The organism is Pseudomonas sp. GD03875 (genome assembly GCF_029840585.1).
GTDB classification, from domain to species: Bacteria; Pseudomonadota; Gammaproteobacteria; order Pseudomonadales; family Pseudomonadaceae; genus Aquipseudomonas; species Aquipseudomonas paralcaligenes.
Map to the genome: position 1 here is coordinate 1 of NZ_JAOCCV010000033.1, position 25,337 is coordinate 25,337.

Below are 25,337 nucleotides of genomic sequence, written 5' to 3' on the forward strand. Positions count from 1 at the left end.
ACTAGGTATCGAGCGGCCTTGGCCAGCAGCACGATCATAAAGAAGCTCCAAAAGGGTTCGCGCATGACGCCGGCAATCAGGGTCAGCGGGTCGCCAATGATCGGCACCCAGCTCAGCAGCAGTGACCAGCGGCCGTAGCGTTGGTAGGCCCGCTGCGCGCGGGACAGCTTGTCGTCACTTACCGGAAACCAGCGTTTGTGCCGATAGCGCTCGATATAGAAACCGAGCAGCCAGTTGACCGCTGAACCCAGAACGTTGCCTGTAGTAGCCACAACCAACAGTATGACCACCGAGTAATTGCCGCTTATCAGCAGGCCGGTGAGCACTGCCTCGGACTGTGCAGGGATCAAAGTCGCGGCACTGAAGGCCGCGAGGAATAGGCCCAGGTAGCCTGATAGCTCCCACATTTAGGCGGTCAGACCGATCCAGCCATGAACGCCGACATAGATACCGACACCAATGATGAGCACGCTCGAGAGGTAGGGCGCACGACGCGCGACTGCCCCCAGCCAAGGCCAACGATTGGAGGCCTGGCGAGCGCCCACCGCAGCAGCTGCACCGACGGACACCAGGGTCAACGCCAGGCCGACACTAAAGCACAGCACCAGAACAGCCCCGAGTGCGACTTCCTTCACCTGCAGGCATAGCAACAACACCGTAATCGCGGCAGGACAGGGGATCAGTCCTCCGGTCAGGCCGAACAGGATGATCTGGCCTGTAGTGACGTTGCGGTTATTGAAGCGGTTGCGGATGTCGTTGGCGTGGGCTCGCTCATGGGCATCCTGGTATCCCTCCAGCGACAGCTCCAGGCCCTGTAGATCGGAATGGTCGTGGCCGTGGTCGTGCTCATGGAAATCGAGGTCATAGTCGTGCGAATGGCCCGCGTGACCAAGGCTTAGACGCGCGGTGAACTGATGAGGCTCGGGAATTTCTGCGACCGACTCCAGGTATTCGCCGCGATGCACAAAGCGGAACAGCTGAGCTGTCCCGTCAGGACGCGTCGTCGACAGATTCACGTCTTCTGCTGGCCAAGAGTGACCACTCAGAGTGCGCAAGCGCCAACGCGGGGGAACCCCTTCCTCGAAGATCGAGAGTTCGATACGCCCGTGTCCGGTATCGATTCGGCGGGTCTCATCGTGGTGGTGATCATGCGCGTGATCACCTTCTTCGAAACGCCACATCTGCTCGCCACGCCAGGTGCGCCAAAGCATCCACAGCGCGATGGTGATGATGATCGCGGCGGAAGCGAGCTGGAAATAGGGCTCTGTCGTTTCCGCATTCAGGTTCTGGCCCAGATACATGCCGCCCATGGCCACCAGCCAGACCACTGCGGTGTGCGAAATGGTTGCCGCCAGCCCCAGCAAGACCGCCTGCTTCACGGTGCCGCGGATGGCTACGATGAAGGCCGCCATCATGGTCTTCGAGTGGCCTGGCTCCAGGCCATGCAATGCCCCTAGGAGGATGGCGCTGGGGAAGTACAGCCAGGCGTGAGACGCGCCCTGCTGCAGCAATTCGGCAAAGCTCGACATGGGGATACCTACAGGTACTTCGTGATCTGCTTGAAGTCTTCAAGGGAGGTGCGCTCGCCAGTAGCGAGGGCGTCCATCGTGTGCTCCAGGCAGTGATCGATGTGATCTTGAATCAGGGTGCGCTTGGCCTGGCATACGGCCTTCTCCACGGCATGCAGCTGCTGCGCGATATCCACGCACTCACGGCCATCCTCGATCATGGTGATGATGCTGCGCAGATGGCCCTCGGCGCGCTTCAGGCGCTTCATGACATCGCTGTGGCTTTGGTGTCGGTGGCCATGGCTGTGTTCGTGATCGCTCATGCCTTGAGTCCTATGCCTCGATGATTTACGCTCGCATCCTATCCCCCTGGGGGGGATATGGTCAAACGACCCTGTTGGCCCTTTGCAAGCTGCAAGACATAGGAAAATGGCTCGCCGTAGTGCCTCGAAGAAACCCGTTATCGCATTGATACTGGCCTTGCTGTTGGCCTGGGTAGGGCATTCGCTGGCCGCCATCAAAGTACCGCTGATACCGGGGGATTACTCTGGTGCTGTGTCCCATGGTCATTCCCATGACGTGGACGCGCCGGCGTTCCTGAGCCACAAACATGCGGCTGACCATAGCCATGAGATCCCTTATCTCGGGTCGGCGCTGACACTGCTGTCACGCCCCGAGCGGGAAACCCCTCCCAACGCGTTGCGGACAACTGTCCCTGAAGTGCCGATCTACCTGATCGAACGGCCACCACGCTCCAGGTTCGTGTTCTGAAACCGGCCGCCTCGCGGCCCCAGACCACTACAACCTAGGAAATCATTATGAATTCGCTTCCCCTAAGCGGGGCAACGGCGCTGATCGCACGCCTGCGTCGATCGCTCTTTCTGCCCTTGCTTACCCTCGCTTTACTGATGGCAGTCATGCCTGAGGCGCTAGCCCACGGCGTGCCCGAAGGAGACAAAGGCTTCATCCAGGAAAGTACCGGCGTGATGTTGATGCCCTTCATCTACATGGGCGCCAAACACATGATTACCGGCTACGACCATCTGCTGTTCCTGTTCGGCGTGATCTTCTTTCTCTACCGCCTGAAGGACGTAGGGCTGTACGTCACGCTGTTCGCAGTTGGCCACTCGATCACTCTGCTCTTTGGAGTGCTCAGCAACATCAGCATCAGCTCGTATGTGATCGACGCGATCATCGGCTTTTCGGTCGTGTACAAGGCCCTGGATAACCTCGGCGCCTTCCAGCGCTGGTTTGGCTACCAGCCCGATACCCGTGCAGCAACGCTGATCTTCGGCCTGCTTCATGGCTTCGGTCTGGCCACCAAGATCCAGGAGTTCGAGATTTCTCCTGATGGCCTGATCGCCAACCTGATTGCCTTCAACGTAGGTGTCGAGATCGGCCAGCTACTGGCCCTCGGCGGCATTCTCATTTTGATGGGCTACTGGCGACGTACTGCCAGCTTCTGGCGCCATGCCTATACCGCGAACGTCGCCATGATGAGTGCCGGCTTCTTGCTCATGGGCTACCAGATCACTGGCCTGATCGTCTCTCAGTAAGGAATTCTCTCAATGTTCAATACCAAGCTTCCGACCCTCAACGAACTCCCATCGACAGCGCAGCTGCTTCGCTCCACGATCACCGCAGCAATCATTGCCTGCGTGCTCCTGGTTACCGTGGTGATGCCTTCGGAGTATGCGATCGACCCCACTGGCGTGGGCCGAGCACTTGGACTCACCCAGATGGGTGAGGTGAAGATCCAGTTGGCTGAAGAGGCTCTGGCCGATGAGGCCGCAGCTCCAGCGCCCACTCCGCAGCCAACTGAAGCTATCGCCGCAGTACCCGCAGCCCCGGCAACTACCCCGGCCGCTCCTACTGAGGTCACTCCCGCTCCGGAGCAATCGACGGCACCTGAGCCAGCACCTGGTCTTCAGCATGAAATGAGCATCACCCTGAGCCCGAATCAAGGCGCCGAGGTGAAACTGGAAATGAAGCAAGGTGCCAAGGTGAAGTACCTCTGGACTGCCAACGGCGGCGTCGTTAACTACGACACCCATGGCGATCCTTACAACGCACCGCGCGACTTCTACCACGGCTATGGGAAGGGACGCTCGACCCCAGAAGATTCAGGTGTACTGGAGGCCGCATTCGATGGCAAGCACGGTTGGTTCTGGCGTAATCGCACTAGCGAACCAGTGACCGTCACCCTGCGCACCCAGGGCGACTACATCAGCATCAAGCGGGTCATCTGACCCCTTACCAGGCAGCCCCGATGGGGCTGCCACTAGGCCCTGCGCCGGCGGATGTCGTGAAACAGAGGGGGTGGACGGCCTCAATCTCCCGCAGGAGTGCGTTACAGGACGCTGCTGGCCGGCCATATGTGAGTTTGCAGGCGCGTTGCGGCAGCATTGGTCATGCAAACGCTGCATCCTGATGTCTTTGAAGGCTTGCGTGGTAGGACCCTCTGGCAGAAAACAACCATTCACCTCGCTTCTTCTAGCCCGGATAGCTACGATTGTATTGGTTGGGGCCATGCGCCAGTGCAAGGAATTTATCGGCTTCGCGATGAAGCATCCTAGGTTGCTTAGGCTGCTCTAGGATGGGGTTTATAGGTTTTTATAGTCAATTATAGAGCGATTATAGAATTCGTTCTGGACGTCTGATTTGCGCTGTCCGCTTACGGCGGTAGGGTAGCAGTCAACAGAGGCCAAGCGTGCAAGACCTAGGACCGGACGATACGAAAGCCTGTTGGTTATGCGTGCAACTGAATGCTGGCGGCTGTGCAAATGACTGGCAGCTTTCATGTGAATACTCGACCAGTACCAATGTCGGGGTAGGTGCCAACATCACAACCAGAGATTGGCATGATGAAAAGTCTTATCGAGCGACTTGGGCTGCCCCACAGCCATAAGAGCCTGCACCAGGCGACCATAACAGGACTCCCGGTTGAGCTAACCTCGCGCTTGGCGGAGGAGTTGGGTATTGATGCCTGCGTCGTGGCAGGCTGGATCGGCATCGCTCCAGAGGCTTCCCTCATGACTTCAGCAGAAGGCGATGCGTTTTGTCGACTGGCGAATCTTGTCGACGTGCTGATGAGTGTCTTGGAATCAGATCAAGCCGCAGCGACTCGCTGGCTCACGTCGCCAAATATTGCGCTAGGAAATGTGCAACCCGTTTCCCTGCTGAGCACCGAAGTCGGCGGTCGAGCTGTACGCCAGGTGATGCTTGCCATTGAGTACGGACTGCCGGTCTGACTGAGCCGCTGCTCTTGCTTCCGGAAAAGATATCTTGGGGCTTTGGCTCTGCGTCTGGCTGCGTCAGTATGGGCAATCACGAACCCAGGCGTATGCTGCCAGAGGAGTCGTGGTTCCAATGGAGACAGAAATGACAATGCCGAACGAGCGCTCTCGCGCGGTGATAATGACTCGAGACTTTCTCGTTGAACTGTCCCGAGATAGCAGCCTGCCTGAAAAGGTGCGGCGAGATGCCAAGTTCCTTTTGCGGCACTTCCCTACACAGGACGATGTGTTTCTGGCAGGGCGAATAGAAGAGCAGTCGGAGACCTTGCCACTGGGGGCTTTGGGACCAGTCTTCAGCTCCTCAATTACAGGCTAGGTATATCGCTCGGCGGGGCAGAAATGATAAAGGCGGCCTTAGAGGCCGCCTCGAACCAAGTTTCATCACCGGTACAGCGCCCGGGAGAGGAAGCTCTTGGGCTGCAGACATAGAGTAGCTGCAGGGGATTGCAAAACCAATTCATTTTACTGGGGGCTTTGGAACGGAGGCTTCCCAGGTGCTCACAAGCTCATCTACCCGATCTGGGATCTGTGGCGACTTACTGAGCACAAAACAGCGGGCGGTACCGACATACTCCTCAATGAGGAAAAGGCTGTCCCCGACGTCGACACCGAGCTCTTGGAGCACCTCGTCGGGAATGTGAAATAGCTCCGTCGCCATCCCAGTCTTCGATGACCAACTGCATCGATTTCATCTGCTCTGGCCGGCCAATGAAGACTCTTCCCGAGAAAATCCTGGACATCATTCAACAGCTTCCAGAGGGTGAAATTCTGACACCAGGCAGATTCCTGCATCAGGGGAATCGACATGCTGTGCAGCGAGGGTTCTCTCGACTGGTCGAGGGTGGAATGCTGTTTCGCGTTGCTCGGGGCTTTTATGTTGCAGCAGTCGAAACTCGGTTCGGCGTGCGCGCACCGGCACCTGAGACGGTCGTCCGCTCATTGGCAAACGTGCGGGGTGAGTTGATAGTCGCCACTGGGGCTAGCGCCGCAAACAAATGGGGGCTGACAACGCAGGTTCCTATTCGGTATGTCTTTCTAACCACCGGACGTTCTAGGGAGCTTCAGGTTGGCAAGTCCACCGTATCGATTCGGCATGCGCCTCAATGGTTAATGGCTCTTGGCGCTACTGGAGCGGGGGACGCCATCCGAGCATTGGTTTGGCTTGGCGAGGCAAGCGCGGGGGATGCAGTTTCCAACTTCATGAGCTGCTACCCGAGAGCGAATGGGGTGCTCTTGTGTCAGCTCACCGCTCGTTACCTATCTGGATGGCGAATGCAATCTGCGCTCAGTCGAGTTGCACCTGCACCCACCCTGTCAAGTTGGGCTAGCGGTTAGCTGTAGCCTACTTACCGCCAGACCGGCATTATCTGGGATGGGGCAATTCGATGTGAAAGCCCGTGAGGCTAGCCGCTGAGGTGCACCAGATGCGGCCTTTGTGAGCCTCAATGATGGATCGGGTGATTGCAAGCCCGAGCCCGGCGTTGCTCGGGCTGCCCTCCCGCCGAGCGGGGTCAACCCGGTAAAAGCGGTCGAAGAGCTTCTCTAGATGCTCTGAGCTGATTGTGTCCCCTGGGTTCTCGATACTGAAGGTAGTGGAGTCCTCTGTCTCGCGGATCAGAACCGAAATTGTCTGTCCCGCCGGCGTGTAGCGCAGCGCATTGGACAGCAAGTTGGATAGCGCGCGATCAAGCATCAGCCGATCTCCCAGCACTTGGCCTTTGCCTGTGAGCGATAGCTCAATGCCGCGCTCTTCGGCCAGAAGGTGGTAGTAGTCAAACAGCTTGAAGACTACGTCAGCCAGTTCGATCCTGGCCTGCTCGGGGATGATCAGGCCATTATCAGCCTTGGCCAAGAACAGCATGTCATCAATCATCCGAGACATGCGCTTCAAGTCCTCCAGGTTGGAGTACAGATTCTCCTCATAGGCATTGATATCGCGTTTTTTACTCAGCACGACCTCGGTGTGGGTCATCAGATTGCTGACTGGAGTTCGTAGCTCGTGGGCAATGTCGGCCGAAAAATTGGAGAGCCTAACGAAGGCATCCTCTAGCCGAGCCAACATCGCATTGAAGGAGAGAACCAGTTGCTGAAGTTCCCGCGGCACTGGTTCGAGAGGGATTCGCTCCTGTAACGAGCGAGCGGACATCCCGGAGGCCACATGAGTGACTTGCCGCAGAGGCCTAAGGCCGCTGCGAGCAACCACCCAGCCGAGTGTGGCACTGAACAGGGCGCTGATGACCAATCCAATCCAAAACCATCGTTGCAGCGTGTCGAAAAAGTGTGTGTGATCGGTGACGTCAAGAATCAGCAACGCAGTGAGCGGCTCAGCCTGATCGGCTACCGAGATTTGCTCCGTCATGCCACGGTACATGTGTTGGCCGTTCTGCCACTCCCACATGCTCTGCTCATTTGCACGTCTGAAACGCTCAGGTACTTCGACTGCTCTGGGGTCGGAAAACAGTACAGAACCGTCACTGGCCAGGATAGTGGCGGCCAGATCCTGATGGGCTCCCAGCAAAGCTCGCAACTGCGGTAATTCTTCCGAAAGGCTCGCTTCACCGCGAGCATTGTTGAGGATATGTTTGGCGGATTCGAGTTTCTCCACCAGGGCCTGCCGATCCAGCATCTTGAAGTGGTGCTGGCTGAGCATATTGAAACTCAGCCCTGCTACCGTCAGGACTGCAATTACCGCGGACATGAACATCAGGCTCATGCGTGCGGTCAGCGAAAGGTGCTTCATATTCACTCCGGAGCATCCATCATGTATCCCATGCCGCGGGCGGTATGAATCAGCTTGAGATCGAAATCGTCATCGATTTTTGCGCGTAGCCGGCGTACCGCAACCTCAATAACATTGGTGTCGCTGTCGAAATTCATGTCCCAAACCTGAGAGGCAATCAGCGACTTCGGGAGCACCTCGCCGCGCCGGCGCAGTAGCAGTTCCAGCAGTGAAAACTCCTTCGCGGTCAGGTCAATTCGTTTACCGCCGCGGATGGCGCGACGCTTCATCAGATCGACTTCCAAATCGGCAATTTTCATCGTTGTTTGCGTGGGTGAGCCATTGCCTCTACGCAGCAGCGTTCTGACCCTGGCCAGAAGTTCAGAGAAAGCAAATGGCTTGATCAGGTAGTCGTCCGCGCCCAGCTCCAACCCTTTAACGCGGTCCTCCACACCATCGCGTGCCGTCAAGAACAATACGGGGACGTCTTTTCCTGCGGCGCGCACCATGCGCAGCACTTCCCACCCGTCCAGCCCAGGCATCATCACATCCAGGATCAGGAGGTCATAGGACTCACTCAGAGCGTGCTGTAGAGCATCTGTACCGGTCATAACCCGGTCGACATTGAAGCCCGCTTCACTGAGGCCTTGCTGCAGGTATGCACCGGTTTTGGGTTCATCTTCAGCTACCAGTAGTTTCATGCGAGCAGACTCCAAATATCGGGTGGCCTGAGTTTGCAGGCAAACCGCGGCCCCAACCAGAAGCTTACGAAAATGTAATTCTGGCTTCAGCTCGCTGACAGGGTGGCTTGTCTAAGGTGCAAGCATGAGCACTAGGTTGTGCTCTCGGCCCTCGACAGACCAAAAGCAGAGGTGCCGGCCATCGTTTGCACTGATGGAGACTGTCCCATGAAATCGCTGAAACCTTTGCTTCTGGTTGGCTCGCTACTGCTCTCTTCTATGGCTTGGGCCGAGGGGGGCAGCGACCGTGTATTCGAGCGCATCCAGCAGATGCGCGACAAAGCAGAAGTCGTGCTGAACCAGGCGGAGAAGGCCCCGGTCGGCGAGCGGCATGTGCACATGAAGGCGCATATGAACATGCTCGAAGACATCATGAGCCAGCTGCACAACGAGCATCCCGCGCCGAACATGTCTGCCGAAGAGCATCTGGCCTGGATGGAAAAGCATGACAAGTTGGTAGACGACGTGCTGGGTCAAATGATTCGAGAGCACAAGTTGATGATGGCCGATAAGGAATGCCATCAGTAAAGATTTCCCCCATCTTCCAGGCCTTTCGTGATTGCTCCTTTGGCCTAGCGGCGCCTTTGTGGCGCCGTGCTTTTTCCCAGCTGACGCAATTGTAGTTCTGGGGTCAGCGGCCTGGCAGCAAGCGGGGAATAGCATGAGATTTCCAGCACCCATCGCGAGGTCTCACCATGAAACGCTTACCCCTTAAACTGCTGATCAGCACTCTGTTCATCAGCACCACCTTTCCGGCATTTGCCGAGGTCGGCGGCAGTAGCAATGGCATTGGGCAGCAGGCCCAGGCGACGCCAGCGACTCGTACCATCTTGGTAAAGATGGACGACATCAACTACAGCCAGAAAACGATCGATGTGAAGCCAGGTGAAACCGTGCGCTTCGTTCTGAAGAACGAGGGCGCGTTGATGCACGAGTTCAACATCGGGCAGGCAGCGTCCCAGCTGGAGCACCAGCGCAAGATGGCGTCCTTGTTCAAGGACGGCACACTGACCCCGACCGGCATGGCCGAGCGCATTGTCTGGCATGAGCGTTATGGCACGGGAGACTCCAACCCTCCAGGCTATCCGGAAGTCATCAAAGCCAAGCATGACGACCCGAACGCGGTTCTCGTCGAACCCGGCACAACTAAAGAGTTCGTGTGGACCTTCCCTCAGGCGGGCAGTTTGAGCTTCGCCTGTACATTGCCTGGGCATTACCAGGCGGGAATGGTCGGTGAGTTTGCTCTGCGTTAGTCCGGCACCGGTGCTACCCGTTGGCCGCGGGCTGGGTAGCACCGATCTGACGAACCTTACTGCGATGTAGTTTTCGCGTCAGCGTACCGCCAGTTGCACCTCATTAGCATCGGGACTCATCCCTCCTCAACACCTCAGAGGCACACCATGAAACTCAGACCCGCTTTCATAATCACCACCCTTGGTTTACTGCTCAGTGCTGCCAATGCGCTGGCCAGCCCGGGCCACAAGAAAGACAGTATCGGGCAACCGGGAGACAGTCAGGCAGTAGATCGCACCATCGAAGTCCGGATGGGGGACATCTTCTTTGAACCCAAGGCAATGGAAATCAAGGCGGGCGAGACGGTTCGCTTCGTACTGCTGAACGAGGGAGCCCTGCTGCACGAGTTCAACCTTGGCAAAGCGGCATCCCATGCTGCGCATCAGAAAGAGATGGCTGCGATGTTTCAGAACGGCACGCTGTCCCCGACTGCAGCGCATGACATGAGCAAAATGGACCACGCCATGGGCGGCATGAAGATGGTCGGCATGGAGCACGACGATCCCAACAGCGTTCTGGTCGAGCCAGGTGCACGCGAAGAGCTGATCTGGACCTTCTCCGACGCTACTGATCTGGAGTTCGCCTGCAATGTTCCTGGACATTATCAGTCGGGAATGGTCGGTAAGGTGACCGTACGCTGAACTCCATTGATACGCGTCAACTCTGCCTGGCTAGAGCAACCTATGCTGATTCTATGGTCATTGAACCGAGGCTATTGTCATGGATCACACGCACCACACTGGCACTACGGAACCACCTTTTTGGAAGAGCAAGATTGGCATCGCACTGATCATGCTGGCCGTAATCGGCATCTTCTATGTCGCGCGCGAGCATTACGGTCATCTTTCGCAGGCTTTGCCATACCTCATCCTGCTGCTATGCCCGCTGATGCATCTGTTTGGCCACAATCATGGCGGGCACTCCCACTCCAGCGGAGCCGCAGTTTCCAAGGACGAGGATAGGAAGTAACTCGAATGCAAAAGACCTCCTGCCATCATGACCAGGGCCATGCACATCACTCGCACGGCCATCCAGAGAGCCCACGCGATCCGGTGTGTGGCATGGAGGTCAAATCTGATAGTCCTTACCAGGAGAACTTTGAGGGAAGGGCCTATCGGTTCTGCAGTACAAAATGCCAGGAGAAGTTCCAGGCAGCCCCTCATCAGTACATGAGCCATCAATCGCATGCCGGGCACCACCAGCATGCCGCTCCGCCAGAGTACTCAACTCAGGCAGGACTGGGGGCTGAATACACCTGCCCGATGCATCCCGAGATTCGCCAACCGAGCCCTGGCAACTGCCCGATCTGTGGGATGACGCTCGAACCCGTCATTCCAGAGCTGGAGGACGAAGAAAATCCGGAGCTGAAAGACTTTTCGCGACGGTTCTGGTGGACCCTGCCATTGACCGTCATCGTGACCGTGCTGGCGATGGCTGGTCATTCCTTGCAGCTGTTCCATGGAACATCCCAGAACTGGGTTGAGCTGGTTCTGGCAACGCCCGTGACGCTTTGGGGTGGCTGGGTATTTTTCACTCGCGGAATAGACTCCATCCGGCAACGCAGCCCTAATATGTGGACCCTGATCGGATTAGGAACTGCAGCCGCCTACCTCTACAGCGTGGCAGCCACCCTGGTGCCGCAGTGGTTCCCGGCGGCCTTCGTTCAGGATGGACGCATCGGCGTCTACTTCGAGGCCGCCGCGGTGATCATCTCGCTCACGCTGTTGGGCCAGATGCTCGAACTCAAAGCCCGCTCGCAGACCTCTGCCGCCATTAAGTCACTGCTGGGATTGGCCCCCAAGACTGCCCGGCGCATCAGGCCTGACGGCCAGGAAGAAGATATTCCGCTGACCCACGTCCATCAGGGTGACCACTTGCGTGTCCGGCCGGGCGAAAAAGTCCCGGTGGATGGCACCGTGCTGGAGGGCGAGAGCGCTGTCGACGAGTCGATGCTCACCGGCGAGCCGGTGCCCGTCACCAAGCGGGCAGGGGATACCCTCATCGGTGCCACCCTGAACACCCACGGCAGCCTGGTGATGGAAGCGCAGAAGGTGGGCGCCGAAACCATGTTGTCGCAGATCGTCCAGATGGTGGCTAAGGCCCAGCGTTCCAAGGCGCCCATGCAGCGTATGGCCGATGCCGTGGCAGGGTATTTCGTGGTGGGGGTGATTCTGATCGCGATCCTGACATTTTTTGGCTGGGGGGTGTTCGGGCCGGAATCAGGTTGGGTATTTGGCCTGATCAACGCTGTGGCCGTACTGATCATTGCCTGCCCATGCGCCTTGGGCTTGGCAACGCCGATGTCGGTCATGGTCGCGACCGGCAAGGCCGCCAGCAGCGGTGTGTTGTTCCGCGATGCCAGCGCTATCGAGAACCTCTGCAAAATCGACACCTTGATCGTCGACAAGACCGGGACACTGACGCAGGGGCGGCCGGCCTTTCATAGTGCAGAGGGAACCGGGCCGTTCGACTCGGTCGAGGTTCTGCGCTTGGCCGCAAGCCTGGACCAGGGCAGCGAGCATCCGCTGGCGCATGCCATTGTCGATCATGCGCGTGAACAGGGTCTTGCCCTGGTGAAACCGGAGACCTTCGAATCTGGCTCAGGTATTGGTGTACGCGGACAGGTCGATGGCCATCAACTGCAGCTTGGGAACACAGCGTTGATGGAGGAGGCGGGCGTCGATATTACTCCGCTGCGTAACCGTGCAGAGCAACTGCGCCTGGAGGGCATCAGCATCATCTATCTGGCCGTCGATGGTCGCCTGGCGGGTCTCCTGGCCGTTTCCGATCCAATCAAACCGACCTCCCAACAGGCTGTTGCTCAACTCCAGAACGCTGACGTGAAGGTCATCATGGCCACTGGCGATGGCCTCACCACAGCAAGAGCCGTGGCGAAGCAGTTAGGCATCGAGGAGGTGCATGGCGAGGTGAAACCGCAGGACAAGGAGAAATTAGTCGCCGAACTGCAGAGCTATGGCCGGCGTGTTGCCATGGCGGGCGACGGCATCAACGATGCGCCGGCCTTGGCCAGGGCCGACGTAGGCATCGCTATGGGCACGGGCACCGACGTGGCGATGAACAGCGCCCAAGTGACCCTGGTCAAGGGAGACCTGATGGGCATCCTGCGGGCGCGCACCTTGTCGGTGGCCACGGTGAAGAACATGAGGCAGAACCTTGCCTTTGCATTCCTCTACAACGCGATGGGAATCCCGCTAGCGGCCGGGCTGCTGTATCCGCTGACAGGACATCTTCTGTCGCCCTTGATCGCTGCTCTGGCAATGAGCGTCAGTTCAGCCTCGGTGGTTTTCAATGCGCTTAGGTTGAAAGCAACGGACGTTGGCTAGTCTGCTAGACAAGACGATGTGCCTACCTGCAGGGCGATTTTTTAAATGCGCATCTGACCGGAAAATACCGTACGGTAGCTTGCAACTTGACCTATCAGTCGCATCACCTGATGACGAGGGGACGTTCTATGGATCGTTCCCGCTGCGAGTAGGAGACTGACAGTCGTTACCCCATGAGGATTCTCCGTGGCCCGCATTCGCCGACTGCAAATTAGCAACTTCCGGTCTATCCAGGCGCTCGACTGGGTGCCGGCCCCCGGAATTAACTGCCTCATTGGTCCGGGTGACAGTGGGAAGTCCAGCATCCTGGACGCGATTGACCTTTGCGTCGGCGCCCGCCGAGGCGGCACGTTCGGCGACATGGACTTCTTCGCATTAAACGTCGATGTACCCATCACCATCAGCGTGGCGCTTGGCGATTTACCGGTATCGCTGATGGATATCGATGTCTACGGCGAGTTCTTGCGTGGATTCCATCCCGGTACGGGGGAAGTCGAAGACGAACCGCGAGCGGGGCTGGAGACCGTCATCACCTTGCGTCTGCAAGTTGGTGCCGATTTGGAGCCTGTTTGGACACTTTTCTCCGAGCGCGCGGAGCAGCAGCAACTTGAACGCACTCTTCCCTGGAAAGAACGAGCGGCACTAGCGCCCGCCCGTATCGGCAGCTTTGCGAGCTCGAACCTGTCGTGGAGTCGTGGCTCAGTGCTCAATCGACTTACCGATGAGCGCGCCGAGCTTGGTGCTGAACTGGCGCGCGCCGCTAGGCAAGCAAGAGCGAACTTTGGCAATCAAGCAGCCGAACATCTGACCCAGACGCTTGAGGTCGTGCAACGCACAGCACAGCATCTTGGCGTTTCGGTCGGGGCTATGCCTCAGGCGCTCCTTGACGCACATTCTGTGTCGATTGGCGAGGGGGCGATCGCGCTGCACAGTGAAACAGGTATTCCGCTGCGCTCCCTTGGCACGGGCTCGTCACGCTTGCTAGTGGCAGGGCTTCAAAGGGCTGCGGCCAGCGCCGCGCCAATTGCCCTGGTTGATGAGGTGGAATACGGGCTTGAACCTCATCGGCTCATGCGATTCCTGGACTCGCTGGGTGCAAAGGACGCTGCCGCTCCGTTGCAAGTGTTCATGACGACGCACTCGCCGGTCGCGCTGCGCGAGCTGTCCGGCAGCCAGTTATTCGTTGTTCGGTCAGCACCTCAGCGCCACAGTGTTATGCCAGCTGGGGAAGCCAACGAGGTACAAAGTACCCTTCGGAAGGACCCCGAAGCATTCCTCGCCAAATCCATCATCGTTTGCGAGGGGGCCAGCGAGGTTGGCTTCGCGCGTGGCCTTGACCAATGGTGGGTCAGTCTTGGCGCTACCTCATTCCTGGCCCATGGCGGCGCGTATGTGGACGCCGGCGGGGGAAGCCCCGATAACAGTCTTATCCGGGGAACAGCACTTCTGAACTTGGGTTACCGCGTGATGGTTTTTGTAGATGCCGACAAGCCTTCGACCGCGGGGCTCGCTGAAGCATTCTTGGCCGCCGGCGGGCAAATTCTTACATGGCGACCAGGTCTCACTCTGGAGGACGAGATCTTCCGCCATCTCAGTGACCAAGCACTCGATGCACTTCTGGCGAAAGCCGAAACAATAGTGGGTGCAGAGCTGATGAACGCACACATTCAGACGAAGTCCCAAGGCCGCGTGACGCTGAACGATATCCGAGCCGAGCGACTCGTGGATGGGTACTCACCTGAGAGACGAGAGCTGCTGGGAACCGCATCCCGTATCCGCAACAGCGGCTGGTTCAAGTCGCTGACAACCTATCAGGAGGTTGCAAGGGACATCGTCGGTCCGTCTTTACAGAACGCCGAACCGGGCTTCATGGCAGTCACGAATCAGCTCTGGACGTTTACAAGTGCCCCCTGAGATTGATCTTTTCGCTATCGAGCGTGGCTCCATAACGGCCCCCGCAGGTTGTGGAAAAACGCAATTGATTGCCGAGACGCTCATCGCGCATAGGCAGAGCAAACCCATCCTCGTCTTGACACATACGAACGCCGGCGTTGCGGCCATACGGGCGCGCCTGAGACGAGCCGGTGTTCCTAACTCCGCATATCGAGTCTCCACCATTGACGGATTCTCGATGCGCCTGATCGCTAAGTTCCCAGCGCGAAGCGGCCATAACCCGCAGATCCTACAGCTGCATCAACCCAATACTGACTACCCGGCAATTCGGGAGGCCGCCATGCAGTTGTTGCAGGCCGGTCACCTCGCTCAGCCCCTTCGCGCCACCTATGCACGGTTGCTTGTCGACGAGTACCAAGACTGCAACGTCGTCCAGCACGCCATCGTGTCTGGTTTGGCCCAGGTGCTTCCGACCTGCGTGCTCGGTGACCCGATGCAAGCCATCTTCGACTTTCGTGGCAATCGACTGGTGCATTGGGCGAATGAGGTGCAACCCCTGTTTCCCGCAGCGGGAGAGTTGAGGATACCGTGGCGCTGGCGGCTGGCTGGAGCTGAGAACCTCGGGCAGTGGCTGCTCGCCATAAGGCAACAACTTCAAGCTGGTCAGCCGGTGGATCTGCGCACGGCTCCAGCAGAAGTGCGTTGGGTGCAGCTAAACGCCGGAACCGAAGTTCAGCAGCGACTGGTGGCCGCGAGAACCGAAGCTCCCAACGCTCAGGGTAGCGTCCTCATCATCGGGGACTCCATCAACGTGCAAGGTCGCCATCAGCTCACGAGCCAGACACCCGGTGCCATGGCCGTAGAAGCCGTCGACCTGAGAGATCTCGTCAACTTCGCCAGGAACTTTGACTTGCAGGGTGCCAATGCTCTGGCACAACTTGTGGAGTTTGCTTCCAGCGTAATGACGGGGGTAGGTGCAGCAAACCTGCGAACGCGCGTGGAGTCGCTGCGTGCAGGAAGGGCCCGAACGCCTCCGACCGCGGCCGAGGCTGCGGCGATCGATTTCGTAGCAGCGCCAACATTGGGGCAAGCGCTCCGTGTGATCGATACGCTCGCTGAGCAGCACGGGGCACGTGTATACCGACCGGAGGTTCTGTACTGCTGCCGGTCTGCAATGCAAGCGGTGGTGGGAGGTGCTGCCGACTTTCTGAGTGCAGCCATTCAAGCGCGAGAGCGCAATAGACACCTTGCCCGACCGATCGCAAGACGCTCTGTAGGCAGCACATTACTTCTCAAGGGGCTCGAGGCGGATGTCTCGGTTGTCCTGCATCCTGAGCTTATGACCCCCCAGAATCTATACGTCGCACTGACGAGGGGCGCAAGGCATGTCGTGGTGTGTTCACCAACCCCCATCCTTACGCCCGTGGTAAACGGCTGATCCTTTTGTAGCGCTTACGGGCTTGACCTTGCCATCGTGTCAAGGTCGATGCTGTCCGTGCGGTAACTTGAGCCGCGGACGAAATGAGGTGAAAGACATGTTTAGTCTGAGTGTTGCGGGGATGGGCTGTGGCAGTTGCGTGAGCAAAATCACGAAGGCCATTCAAGCTCTGGATCAGGATGCACGAGTAGAAGTGGATCGAGCGGCCGGCAAGGTCACCGTTGAGAGCACAGAAAGTGCCGAATCGATCCGCGAACTCATCCAGGAGCTTGGCTATTCGGCCCAGGTCAGCGCTTGAGCGCTGACCTGCTATCCCACTAAATCTCCAGTTCTGAGAGCTCTTTTAGCCCTGGGATACTGGTGACCTCGTTGGTCATACCTTCTGAACCATCTCGGCCGCGAAGCCAGTTTGAGTGATCGCCTGGCTCGCGCATTTCCAGCGTGTCATAGGAGTACCGCTTGCGCTTGAACAGGCTTTTCAATGCAGCGAACTCGTGGCTTTTTTCGTCTTCTATGCCGACGACTTCTCCTGCAAGCCGCTCCCAGTGACCAACGCCGTCGGCCAGCATTGCCTGATAGGTCTCCGGGTCAAGCAAGGCTTGCTGTTTGAAATGAATGATGCGGTGAGTCATAGAAGCGCTCGGAGTGGCCAAAGAGAGAGCGCTAGCCTAAAGGTTCCGGGTCATTCGTGTAATAGCTGGCCGCGCTTTAGCAAACCGTCGTTGACCCACAACTTCAACCAGGTCGCGGCTTGCAAGGGAGCTTGCTCGCCATGCGTGGCGCTCAACGACTCGCAGAGTTCAGCGAACGATCCGCCCTCGATGAGAAACTGCAATGCCGAAGCCTCCGCTGGCTCCAGGCTCCGGTACTGGCAGACGAGTTCATGACGCCAAACAAGACAGGCTAGGTTCGTTGGCAGGCGGGTAATATCAGGCAGCAAGCTGCCGGACTTGGCGGCTTTCCACAACTCCAGCGTGTTGTACTGCAGCTGCAACCACCGGGCAGATGCAGTCAGGGAAACCCTGAGTGAAATCCAGTCTTCAGCCGAAAAATCACTGATGGCCTGCAGTGAAAGCACTTCGACGTCCTGAGCATCGAAAGCCAGTGTAAAAGCCCACTCAAGCTCCGCGAGTTCGCGCATCGGCGATAGTTGGGGTTCTTCGACGTAGCTGCTAATGAACTCGGGCAGCTTCTCGCCCAGCCAGCGAATGCTGAAATGTCGTGGTGGCCAGGCGGCCAAGTAGGCCAGTGCGAGCTGCTCGAATGATTCGTTGCCGATCCAGTGAAGCAGGGCAGGGAAGTCTTCTCGCAATACCGCAAGCAGGCGCGAACGGTAAGCATTGTGGTAGATCTGCAGGCCTTCGAGAGCACTCAGCGCTGTGCTACCTCGGATCTGCTCCAAAAGTTCGTTGGAGGGCAGGGCACTGTCACCTGTCAGGTAAGTTTCAAATGCAGTCTGTACGGCGATCAGGCTCAAGGGATGGCCCCCGATATCACAGCTTTGGCGATAGCACGGGCATGTGCTAATTCGGACAGCAGCTCCTCCAGCGGCGGAAACTGGTCATCCCGCTCGATCAAGGTCGATGTCGGGCCCAAGTAGCTCAACGTCTTGCTGTATAGAGACCAAACCGGATCAGCGATGGGCTGATCATGGGTGTCGATGAGGTATTGCCCGTAATCGCTGTGCCCGGCCAGGTGAATTTGCCGAATCCGCTCGTGCGGCAACTCCATGATGAACTGCCAAGGGTCGAAACCCTGGTTTCGCGAGCTGACGTAGACGTTGTTCACGTCGAGAAGCAGCTCGCACCCGGTCAGGTAACTGAGCTCCGAGAGGAACTGAGACTCGCTCATGCTGGATGTTGTCCACTGCACGTAAGAAGAAACGTTCTCCAGCACAATGGGACGTTCCAGAACATCCTGCACTAGACGCACCCGCGCGGCGACATGCAGCAGGCTTTCTTGGGTAAACGGCAGCGGCAGCAGGTCGTGGAGTTGATGGGCGTTGCCGCGACTCCAGCACAAGTGGTCGGAAACCCACTGGGGCTGTATCCGGTCCGCCAGTTGCTTGAGCTGTCGTAGGTAGCCCATGTCCAGGTTATGCGAACCGCCGATCGACAGCGATACTCCGTGCATCACCAACGGGTATTGCTCGCCAATCGCATCGAGAAAGTAGAGGGCCTTGCCACCGCCCACCAGGTAATTCTCGGAAATGATCTCAAACCAGTCGACCGCAGGTCGCTGTTCAAGAATCTGCTGGTAATACTCACTGCGAAGGCCAAGACCGAAACCCAGTGTTTTGCGCTTACTCATTCAAGACTCCAGCAGGGGAGTGGCAGGCACTCCCCGCAACGGCATTATTCGCTGGTCTTGCCACCGGCCTCATCGCACTTGGCCTGAGTCATCAGCTTGAAGCCCTGGCCTTTGCATTCTCCCTGGCCTTTGCAGGCATTTTTGGCGGTCATGCAGTCGTTCTGGCCCTTGCAACCGTTGACGCCGAAGCACTTCACTTCAGCTGCTTTGGTGTCCTGGGCGGCCTGGACAGGCAGGGTAGCAAACAGGCTGGCGGCCACGAGAGCCAGAGCGGCACCGGTAGCGACGTTGGATTTATTCGACATAGTGACAATCTCTCTTAATTGTTGGTGGTCTTATCCGCGGGTGCGAATGACCCTGAGTAGCTTAGGCATCGCTGCCGAGCATGCCCTCTCAAGAAATTCGCAAGGCTTTATGAGGGCATGAAAGACAGTACCGAGCCTTCTGGATGGGCTACAAGAAAGAAAGGGTATCCGGATTTTTTGGTTGATTGGCTCATATCATGATGACGGAACCAACCATCAGCTCAGCGGATTACCTGGTTGATGACGACTCTTCTTCACGGCCCCTGCAAGTTTGCAGCAACGCCCAGGTTCGCATGCCGAGATACGCAGTGAGGCTTCGCGATCAACACACCATGCATTCACAATGTCACTGCAAGGTCCGGCATGTCTCTGCTCAGTCCTTACGGCCTGAGCTAGCCCTATACAGCTGTTGTTTGCTCTCCTCGCTGATCCCCGTCAGGATGCCGCAGGCATTGATCTCCCGACCCTCGTTGCAACTCGCCCTCAGTGAAACGAGTTGTTGCTCAAGCGCTTGCAGAGCAGTTATCTGCGACCGCACATGAGAGATGTGGTCATCGAGCATGGCGTTGACGGCGGTACAGGGCTGGCGAGGGTCGTCCTGATAGCTCTGTAGCTCGCGAATCTCTGTCAGTGACAGGTCCAGAATTCGGCAGCGGCGGATAAAGGCAAGCCACTCGCCATGCTTCTCGGTATAGACACGGTAACCATTCTCCTGCCGTTCTGGCGGCGGCAACAGGCCCTGCTGCTCATAGAAGCGGATCGTCTGCGTGTCGATACCCGCTATCTGGGCTAACTGACCAATTCGCATCAGGCTTACTCCTCAACGGATCATCTGTCCCATTGACCTTATAGTAGCTATATAGTTTTTAATACTAGCAATCTATGTTGGTTAACTGGAGCCGTATCGTGAGTAAAGCCTGTGGTGGCCCATGTAGCTGCGATGCAACGCCTGCAGCGGATACCGATATGCCGGTCTCCTCCGAAGCGTCAGGGGAATGGGTCAGCGTGTATGCTGTGCCGAAGATGGATTGTCCCTCAGAAGAACGGATGATCCGCTTGGCGCTGAACGGCTTTGATGAGATTCGAACGCTGTCCTTCGACTTGTCGAACCGCCGATTGGAGGTCGTGCATGACGGCGAGGCTGAGCCCATTACCGCGAAACTGGCGACCTTGGGGCTAGGCGCCTCTCTTCAGGAAACCGTCATTGCCGACCCAGAGACGATCAAGGCCGCTGAGAGCTCGGCAGTCTCTGCTACGCAGGAGTCAGGCACTCTGCGCGTGTTGCTCGGTATCAATGCGATCATGTTCGTGGTGGAAATGACTGCTGGCCTGATCGCCCAGTCTACCGGCCTGATCGCTGATTCCCTGGATATGTTTGCCGATGCAGCCGTCTATGGCCTGGCTCTCTATGCCGTAGGGCGCAGTGCGAAAATGCAGGTACGTGCCGCGCATCTGGCAGGGGTACTGCAACTGATTTTGGCTATCGGCGTACTCGTCGAGGTGGTGCGACGCTTTGTTTTCGGTAGTGAGCCTGAATCGCTGATGATGATGGCGATCGCCTTCGTCGCGTTGATCGCCAATACCGGTTGCCTGCTGTTGATATCCAAGCACCGCGAAGGCGGCGCGCATATGAAGGCAAGCTGGATATTCTCGGCCAATGATGTGGTGATCAACATGGGCGTCATCGCCGCCGGTGCCTTGGTCGCCTGGACGGGGTCCAGCTACCCTGACCTGATTATCGGTACCATCGTGGGCCTGATCGTCCTCAACGGCGCTCGGCGCATCCTGGCGCTCAAGGGGTGAGGCTGCACGGTACGCAGCTATCGATGCCTGGGACACTTGATCGAAGTGGCTGTACAAGCGCGCTAGGCCTGAACGACAGCATATAGCGCGAAGGCTCGGAGCCAGCAAGGTAGCGTATCTAGGAATCAACCAAGGAAGGATGATGATGGATAGTATCTGGCTGGTACTCGGCCTGGCGCTGTTGCCCGCCTTAGGCAATTTTAGTGGTGGGCTCGCTGCGGAGGCCTCCCGAACTACCGGGCGCCGTCTCAATTACGCCCTTCACGGCGCTGCCGGCCTCGTCATTGCGGTGGTGGCGGTTGAAATCATGCCGCGCGTGCTAGAGAACCTCTCAGCCTGGGTAATCGCCCTCGCTTTCGCGCTGGGCGGCATTGCTTACGTAGGTATCGAGAAGCTCGTTGAGAGTCTCCAGAAGCGACAAGGCCAGCAGGGAGAAGGCGGTCAGACGAGTGTCTGGATGATCTATATCGCCGTATCCATCGACCTGTTCAGCGATGGCCTCCTGATCGGGGCGGGGTCGGCGGTCTCACCGTCGGTCGCGATAATCCTGGCGGCGGGTCAGGTTCTCGCCGATGTTCCTGAGGGCTTTGCGACGATCGCCACCATGAAAGATAAAGGAATCCCTCGTAGCAAGCGGATACTGCTCTCTGCTTCCTTCGCGATTCCTGTGCTCTCGGCAGCCGTCTTTGCTTACTTCGTACTCAGGAACCAGCCGGAGGCATTTAAGCTAGCGGCACTGACGTTCACGGCAGGCCTTCTCACGGTCGCTGCCATCGAAGATATGGTCTCCGAGGCTCACGAGAGCGGTGACGATACGCACATCTCACCGCTGGCTTTCATAGGCGGCTTCGTCCTGTTCGTTCTGGTATCAGCGGGCTTGGAAGGGGTGGTATCGCAAAGCTAACGTACTGCTCCCCAACACAGCCACTGTCGTGCTGGCCGAATACGAAGCAGCTCCCAGCTTACGGCGCACCTAGTCGAGTCCAGAAACATTCACTTTGCCACCCTGGCCAGCCGGCCGAATGAATTGACGCAGCTTGATTAAGCGGAGCAAGAAAGCATGAGCCACAGGGTTGATCCTGGATTCGGAGGCGAGAGAGCATTGGGTGATAAGTGCGCGCTACCCTCTAGCCTATACACGGGCGTGCGCTATAAGCCGCTTCTGACAGGGGGGATGGCTCTACTTGCTGGAGGCGCCATGCCGCTTGCCTTTGCCCCTGTGGGCTGGGCATGGCTTGCGGTGATCGCTCTGGCAACATTTTTTGTCCTGACCGCGCAGTCTTCAAGGCGTCAGGCGCTGTGGTCGGCCTACCTCTTTGGCCTTGGCTACTTCGGCGTGGGTGTCTCCTGGGTCTTTATCAGCATTAGCCAGTACGGCAATGGCCCCGTGGTGGCGGTGTTAGTCACGGCGGCCTTTGTCTCGCTGCTCGCCCTCTTTCCATGGGGCGTCGCGTACCTCGTGCGCTGCCTGCGCCCTGAGATGGATGCAATGGCACTCTGGCTAGGGCTACCTGCGGCATGGGTGCTGAGTGAATGGATGCGCACCTGGTTCTTGACCGGCTTTCCCTGGCTCTTCATTGGCTACAGCCAGACCGACACCACACTTGCCACTATCGCTCCCGTCTTTGGTGTGCTTGGCGTGAGTTTACTGGTGGCACTTCTCGCTGGCGGGCTTGCCTGGGTTGTCCAGGGGCCAAGCCTGCGCCGTGCTGCGGTAGTCGGTGCCGTGTTAGTCGCTACCCTCGCCGGCTTGCAACTGCTGGATCGTGAATGGACGCAGCCAGCCGCTGACCCGATCGATGTCGTCCTCTTGCAAGGAAACATCGCGCAAGACAAGAAATGGGACCCGAGATACCGGGACATCACACTTGAGCGCTATCAGGCGCTTACCGCGCAGCATCTCGGAGCCGATATCGTGATCTGGCCAGAAGCGGCAATCCCGATGTGGCATGACCAGGCCAAAGCATATCTTGCTGAGCTTGAGGCGTTAGCCGATCAGGCAGGCACATCGTTAATGATTGGCGTCCCGGTACGCGAGGCGGAGGGCCGTACCTACAACGCCGTGGTAAGCCTCTCCGATCCCTCAGGCTTCTACTACAAACGCCACCTGGTGCCCTTGGGTGAATATGTTCCGTTTCGGGATCTTTTGGGGTCGGCCCTCGACGTGCTCGGGGCGCCCATGTCCGACTTCACACCGGGACGGGAAGCGCACGTCCTGAATGCAGCAGGGGTGCCCGTAGGGGCACTCATCTGCTACGAGGCGGTCTTTGGTGCCGAAGTCACTGAGCTTCTGCCCGAAGCGCAGTTACTGGTGAATGTCAGCAACGATGCCTGGTTCGGCAGCTCGCTCGGCCCCCTCCAGCATTTCCAGATGGCACGCATGCGTGCCATCGAAACCGGACGTGACCTTCTTCGAGCCACGAACACCGGTATCACAGCAGCCATCAATCATGAGGGCAAAGTGCTCAAGCGTGCTCCGCAGTTCGAAGTGGCCACCCTCAGCGCCGAAGTGACACCGCGAACTGGCGCGCCCCCTTATGTGCGCTGGCGGGATTGGCCTGTCCTTGGCCTGACCGCACTCGGACTCGGCCTGCTCCTGCTCCGTCGAATTCGTCGGCATCATCGGTTGGGTACATGACGCTTGTTATTTAGCAGCGAGCAAATTCTAGATTGGGTCAGGAGGAAGGGGATATGTCTACTTATGGCAGTCGGCTCGCAGAGAAAGCCCACGAGCCGGGAAAGGCGATGCGCTGGCTGTGGCTCTCGCTCCTGTTACTGTTTGTCGATCAGGCGAGCAAGTACCTTGCCAGCACCATGCTAGCGCATGGTGAAAGCGTGCCTGCCGCACCCTTCTTCAATTGGGTCCACCGCCACAATACGGGGGCGGCCTTCAGCTTTCTCGCGGATGTCGGCGGTTGGCAGCAGCCGCTTTTCATCGGACTGGCCCTGGTTATCTCGATATTACTGGTGTACTGGCTTTGGCGTTCACCACGCGTACTGAGTTATCGGCTCGCCCTCAGTGCGATCCTCGGCGGCGCGTTGGGCAATGTCGCAGATCGCTTGCGGTTAGGCTACGTAGAGGATTTTCTCGATTTTCACTATGCCCAGTGGCACTGGCCATCGTTCAACCTAGCGGACGTATGGATCTTCCTCGGTGTCGCCCTCTTTATTTGGGCGGAAATACGACATCAACCAGGCAGCCGCCGCCGCTGAATCGCCTAGCGTCTTCGCTATCGCATGCTTGACTTCCGGATTAGGCGCGTCCTGGGCCTTGATAAGGCGGCACGCCTTCATGAGCCAGCTGTACGTTCCTGATGCACGACTGCTGCCAAGGGCTCTGCTGCATCCTAACCAATCTGGAAGAGCGCACCCTGCTGGACCTGCTACCCGGTCGTCAGCAAGAGAGGGTGACAAGACGCCTCATGAGCATGGCCAACCGCCACCAGGTCGAGATCGTCAGCATGGACATGTGGAAGCCCTACCGCCGCGCCTTCCAGACGGTGCTGCCACAGGCCCGTATCGTGGTCGATAAGTTCCACGTCGTGCGCATGGCCAACGAGGCCTTAGAGAAGATCCGCAAAGGCCTAAGGAAGGAGTTGAAGCCCAATCAGCGCCGGACCCTCAAAGGTGACCGGAAAATCCTGCTGAAGCGCGCTCACGACGTTTCAGACCGCGAACGGCTCATCATGGAGACCTGGACAGGAGCATTCCCCCCAGCTCTTGGCGGCTTACGAGCACAAGGAGCGCTTCTACCATATCTGGGACTGTACCAATCGGCGTGGTGCCGAACAGGCTCTCGCCACCTGGATTGACAACATCCCTCAGGGGCAGAAGGAGGTTTGGAAGGATCTCGTCAGCGCCGTCAGTGGCTGGCGTGAAGAGATGCTGACCTACTTTGAGACCGACATCCCGATCACCAACGCTTTCACGTAGTCGATAAACCGCCTAGCCAAGGACAAAAACCGTGATGGCCGGGGCTATTCGTTCGAGGTAATGCGAGCCCGGATGCTCTATACCACCAAGCACAAGAAGAAGGCGCCACAAGTCAAGGAATCCCCGTTTCTGGGCAGAGCCACCATGACCTACAACATGGGACTCCCCGAGCCTGAGAAGAACTTCGGTGTCGATCTATCAACCTTCTGGAAGGACTAAGGGTTGGATGGGGCTGGAAGGCCCATCAACCACTTAATCCGGATACCCGAAAGAAATAGCAACCTGACAGAACTGTAATGTTCGGCTCAGGTTGCTGACAGGCCCTCTTAGTTAACGTGACATCGAGCCTAAAGCTCGGCCTCTGCAGTTGCAGGGACCACTTAACTTACGAGGAATACCCAAAATGAAATCGATCAAAGCTCTGCTTGTAGTTACTGCTCTGAGCATCTCCAGCTTGGCAATGGCTGAAGGTGGTGCTGACCGAACCTTCGCGCGCATGGAGCAGGCACGCCAGACGTCTCTGGAGGCCTACCGGGTGGCCCAGCAGCAGAAAGTTGAGGCTCCTGTAGCCAGCAGTCCAACCGAGCAAGCAGAGCACACCAACTGCTGAAGTCATCTACCTTACAGAAATGTAATCACCCGGATGGTTGGGATATGGCAGTTTCATACTGCTCATCGTCGGTAAGGCTTGTGCAATGCACCGACGTGGAAAGTTGAGGGGTAAATCCCCGACATTGAAGCAGCCATGAACCCGA

General features: G+C 57.9%; 29 protein-coding genes and 2 pseudogenes. 20 read left to right on the forward strand and 11 right to left on the reverse strand.

All coding sequences use genetic code 11. From position 1 onward, the window contains the following. From N5D30_RS21615 to N5D30_RS21625, 3 genes are all read right to left on the reverse strand, one after another. Window positions 1-407, reverse strand: a 407-nt coding sequence (locus N5D30_RS21615; RefSeq protein WP_279910661.1) for a DedA family protein, incomplete at its 3' end; no start/stop codon positions are given. Then, a complete protein-coding gene (locus N5D30_RS21620) occupies window positions 408-1,529 on the reverse strand; it encodes a nickel/cobalt efflux protein RcnA (protein ID WP_237045146.1) in 1,122 nt (373 codons plus the stop codon). 8 nt (window positions 1,530-1,537) lie between these two features. Further along, the gene (locus N5D30_RS21625) at window positions 1,538-1,831 is read right to left on the reverse strand and encodes a metal-sensing transcriptional repressor (protein WP_003246772.1); all 294 of its coding nucleotides are present in this window, start codon (window positions 1,829-1,831) and stop codon (window positions 1,538-1,540) included. A gap of 106 nt (window positions 1,832-1,937) precedes the next feature. On the opposite strand from N5D30_RS21625, the gene N5D30_RS21630 reads away from it, so the two are divergent. From N5D30_RS21630 to N5D30_RS21650, 5 genes are all read left to right on the forward strand, one after another. Then, window positions 1,938-2,279 (forward strand): hypothetical protein, encoded by a 342-nt coding sequence (locus N5D30_RS21630; protein WP_003246771.1) that lies wholly within the window; start codon window positions 1,938-1,940, stop codon window positions 2,277-2,279. Window positions 2,280-2,326: 47 nt separating this feature from the next. Next, window positions 2,327-3,064 carry a HupE/UreJ family protein gene (locus N5D30_RS21635; RefSeq protein ID WP_012018615.1) on the forward strand — a complete coding sequence of 246 codons (738 nt, stop codon included), beginning with the start codon at window positions 2,327-2,329 and terminating at the stop codon, window positions 3,062-3,064. A 12-nt stretch (window positions 3,065-3,076) separates the two neighbouring features. After that, window positions 3,077-3,757, forward strand: coding sequence for a hypothetical protein (locus tag N5D30_RS21640; RefSeq protein ID WP_012018614.1), 681 nt, complete (start codon window positions 3,077-3,079; stop codon window positions 3,755-3,757). A gap of 612 nt (window positions 3,758-4,369) precedes the next feature. Beyond that, the gene (locus tag N5D30_RS21645; RefSeq protein WP_003246768.1) at window positions 4,370-4,759 is read left to right on the forward strand and encodes an antitoxin Xre/MbcA/ParS toxin-binding domain-containing protein; all 390 of its coding nucleotides are present in this window, start codon (window positions 4,370-4,372) and stop codon (window positions 4,757-4,759) included. 136 nt (window positions 4,760-4,895) lie between these two features. Further along, on the forward strand, window positions 4,896-5,120 hold the full coding sequence (locus N5D30_RS21650) for a BPSL0761 family protein (protein ID WP_306303623.1): 225 nt from the start codon (window positions 4,896-4,898) through the stop codon (window positions 5,118-5,120). A 141-nt stretch (window positions 5,121-5,261) separates the two neighbouring features. On the opposite strand, the pseudogene N5D30_RS21655 reads toward N5D30_RS21650, so the two are convergent. Beyond that, window positions 5,262-5,496, reverse strand: a pseudogene (locus N5D30_RS21655) (AbrB/MazE/SpoVT family DNA-binding domain-containing protein). A gap of 16 nt (window positions 5,497-5,512) precedes the next feature. Here N5D30_RS21655 and N5D30_RS21660 point away from each other — a divergent pair. Then, the gene (locus tag N5D30_RS21660; protein ID WP_279910663.1) at window positions 5,513-6,139 is read left to right on the forward strand and encodes a DUF6088 family protein; all 627 of its coding nucleotides are present in this window, start codon (window positions 5,513-5,515) and stop codon (window positions 6,137-6,139) included. Between the two features lie 28 nt (window positions 6,140-6,167). On the opposite strand, the gene N5D30_RS21665 is transcribed toward N5D30_RS21660, so the two are convergent. Together N5D30_RS21665 and N5D30_RS21670 are read right to left on the reverse strand one after the other, a co-directional pair. Beyond that, the gene (locus N5D30_RS21665; protein WP_021221950.1) at window positions 6,168-7,544 is read right to left on the reverse strand and encodes a heavy metal sensor histidine kinase; all 1,377 of its coding nucleotides are present in this window, start codon (window positions 7,542-7,544) and stop codon (window positions 6,168-6,170) included. Between the two features lie 2 nt (window positions 7,545-7,546). Next, entirely contained in the window at window positions 7,547-8,224 is a 678-nt protein-coding gene (locus N5D30_RS21670) for a heavy metal response regulator transcription factor (protein WP_004577572.1), read from the reverse strand. A 207-nt stretch (window positions 8,225-8,431) separates the two neighbouring features. Here N5D30_RS21670 and N5D30_RS21675 point away from each other — a divergent pair, with 207 nt between their 5' ends. From N5D30_RS21675 to N5D30_RS21710, 8 genes are all read left to right on the forward strand, one after another. Continuing rightward, window positions 8,432-8,791 (forward strand): co-regulatory protein PtrA N-terminal domain-containing protein, encoded by a 360-nt coding sequence (locus N5D30_RS21675; RefSeq protein WP_009686140.1) that lies wholly within the window; start codon window positions 8,432-8,434, stop codon window positions 8,789-8,791. Between the two features lie 167 nt (window positions 8,792-8,958). Beyond that, window positions 8,959-9,516: a plastocyanin/azurin family copper-binding protein gene (locus N5D30_RS21680; protein WP_021221949.1), complete on the forward strand. Its 558-nt coding sequence runs from the start codon at window positions 8,959-8,961 to the stop codon at window positions 9,514-9,516. 147 nt (window positions 9,517-9,663) lie between these two features. Continuing rightward, on the forward strand, window positions 9,664-10,197 hold the full coding sequence (locus N5D30_RS21685; RefSeq protein ID WP_021221948.1) for a plastocyanin/azurin family copper-binding protein: 534 nt from the start codon (window positions 9,664-9,666) through the stop codon (window positions 10,195-10,197). Window positions 10,198-10,276: 79 nt separating this feature from the next. Beyond that, window positions 10,277-10,525 (forward strand): DUF2933 domain-containing protein, encoded by a 249-nt coding sequence (locus tag N5D30_RS21690; protein WP_009686142.1) that lies wholly within the window; start codon window positions 10,277-10,279, stop codon window positions 10,523-10,525. A 5-nt stretch (window positions 10,526-10,530) separates the two neighbouring features. Beyond that, entirely contained in the window at window positions 10,531-12,900 is a 2,370-nt protein-coding gene (locus N5D30_RS21695) for a heavy metal translocating P-type ATPase (protein ID WP_081711492.1), read from the forward strand. Between the two features lie 186 nt (window positions 12,901-13,086). Further along, a complete protein-coding gene (locus N5D30_RS21700; protein ID WP_003452323.1) occupies window positions 13,087-14,814 on the forward strand; it encodes an ATP-binding protein in 1,728 nt (575 codons plus the stop codon). After that, window positions 14,804-16,231: a UvrD-helicase domain-containing protein gene (locus tag N5D30_RS21705; RefSeq protein ID WP_003452322.1), complete on the forward strand. Its 1,428-nt coding sequence runs from the start codon at window positions 14,804-14,806 to the stop codon at window positions 16,229-16,231. Before N5D30_RS21700 ends, N5D30_RS21705 begins: the two co-directional genes overlap by 11 nt. 97 nt (window positions 16,232-16,328) lie before the next feature. Continuing rightward, a complete protein-coding gene (locus N5D30_RS21710; protein ID WP_003246756.1) occupies window positions 16,329-16,529 on the forward strand; it encodes a heavy metal-associated domain-containing protein in 201 nt (66 codons plus the stop codon). A gap of 19 nt (window positions 16,530-16,548) precedes the next feature. Here N5D30_RS21710 and N5D30_RS21715 read toward each other — a convergent pair whose 3' ends face one another. The 5 genes from N5D30_RS21715 to cadR form a co-directional block, all read right to left on the reverse strand. Continuing rightward, window positions 16,549-16,863: a hypothetical protein gene (locus N5D30_RS21715; RefSeq protein ID WP_004374672.1), complete on the reverse strand. Its 315-nt coding sequence runs from the start codon at window positions 16,861-16,863 to the stop codon at window positions 16,549-16,551. A 50-nt stretch (window positions 16,864-16,913) separates the two neighbouring features. Next, complete coding sequence (locus tag N5D30_RS21720; RefSeq protein ID WP_279910664.1) at window positions 16,914-17,708, reverse strand: DNA-binding domain-containing protein; 795 nt, start codon at window positions 17,706-17,708, stop codon at window positions 16,914-16,916. Then, complete coding sequence (locus N5D30_RS21725; protein WP_279910665.1) at window positions 17,705-18,541, reverse strand: DUF692 domain-containing protein; 837 nt, start codon at window positions 18,539-18,541, stop codon at window positions 17,705-17,707. The genes N5D30_RS21720 and N5D30_RS21725 overlap by 4 nt, the downstream gene beginning before the upstream one ends. A gap of 44 nt (window positions 18,542-18,585) precedes the next feature. Beyond that, window positions 18,586-18,846 carry a membrane protein gene (locus N5D30_RS21730; RefSeq protein WP_004577564.1) on the reverse strand — a complete coding sequence of 87 codons (261 nt, stop codon included), beginning with the start codon at window positions 18,844-18,846 and terminating at the stop codon, window positions 18,586-18,588. A 373-nt stretch (window positions 18,847-19,219) separates the two neighbouring features. After that, the gene (cadR, locus tag N5D30_RS21735; protein ID WP_008175821.1) at window positions 19,220-19,654 is read right to left on the reverse strand and encodes a Cd(II)/Pb(II)-responsive transcriptional regulator; all 435 of its coding nucleotides are present in this window, start codon (window positions 19,652-19,654) and stop codon (window positions 19,220-19,222) included. Window positions 19,655-19,752: 98 nt separating this feature from the next. Between cadR and N5D30_RS21740 the strand changes: the two genes are divergently transcribed. The 6 genes and pseudogenes from N5D30_RS21740 (at window position 19,753) to N5D30_RS21765 (ending at window position 25,192) form a co-directional block, all read left to right on the forward strand. Next, complete coding sequence (locus N5D30_RS21740; RefSeq protein ID WP_008928737.1) at window positions 19,753-20,649, forward strand: cation transporter; 897 nt, start codon at window positions 19,753-19,755, stop codon at window positions 20,647-20,649. Between the two features lie 142 nt (window positions 20,650-20,791). Continuing rightward, entirely contained in the window at window positions 20,792-21,553 is a 762-nt protein-coding gene (locus N5D30_RS21745; RefSeq protein WP_009686175.1) for a ZIP family metal transporter, read from the forward strand. 294 nt (window positions 21,554-21,847) lie between these two features. Further along, window positions 21,848-23,287 (forward strand): apolipoprotein N-acyltransferase, encoded by a 1,440-nt coding sequence (gene lnt, locus N5D30_RS21750; protein WP_279910666.1) that lies wholly within the window; start codon window positions 21,848-21,850, stop codon window positions 23,285-23,287. A 53-nt stretch (window positions 23,288-23,340) separates the two neighbouring features. After that, window positions 23,341-23,862, forward strand: a complete 522-nt coding sequence (gene lspA / locus N5D30_RS21755) for a signal peptidase II (RefSeq protein WP_008930575.1) — start codon at window positions 23,341-23,343, stop codon at window positions 23,860-23,862. A gap of 128 nt (window positions 23,863-23,990) precedes the next feature. Then, window positions 23,991-24,801 (forward strand): annotated as a pseudogene (locus tag N5D30_RS21760) (ISL3 family transposase); the annotation flags it as partial. A gap of 184 nt (window positions 24,802-24,985) precedes the next feature. Next, window positions 24,986-25,192 carry a co-regulatory protein PtrA N-terminal domain-containing protein gene (locus N5D30_RS21765; protein WP_003139535.1) on the forward strand — a complete coding sequence of 69 codons (207 nt, stop codon included), beginning with the start codon at window positions 24,986-24,988 and terminating at the stop codon, window positions 25,190-25,192. The last annotated feature ends 145 nt before the right edge of the window (window positions 25,193-25,337 follow it).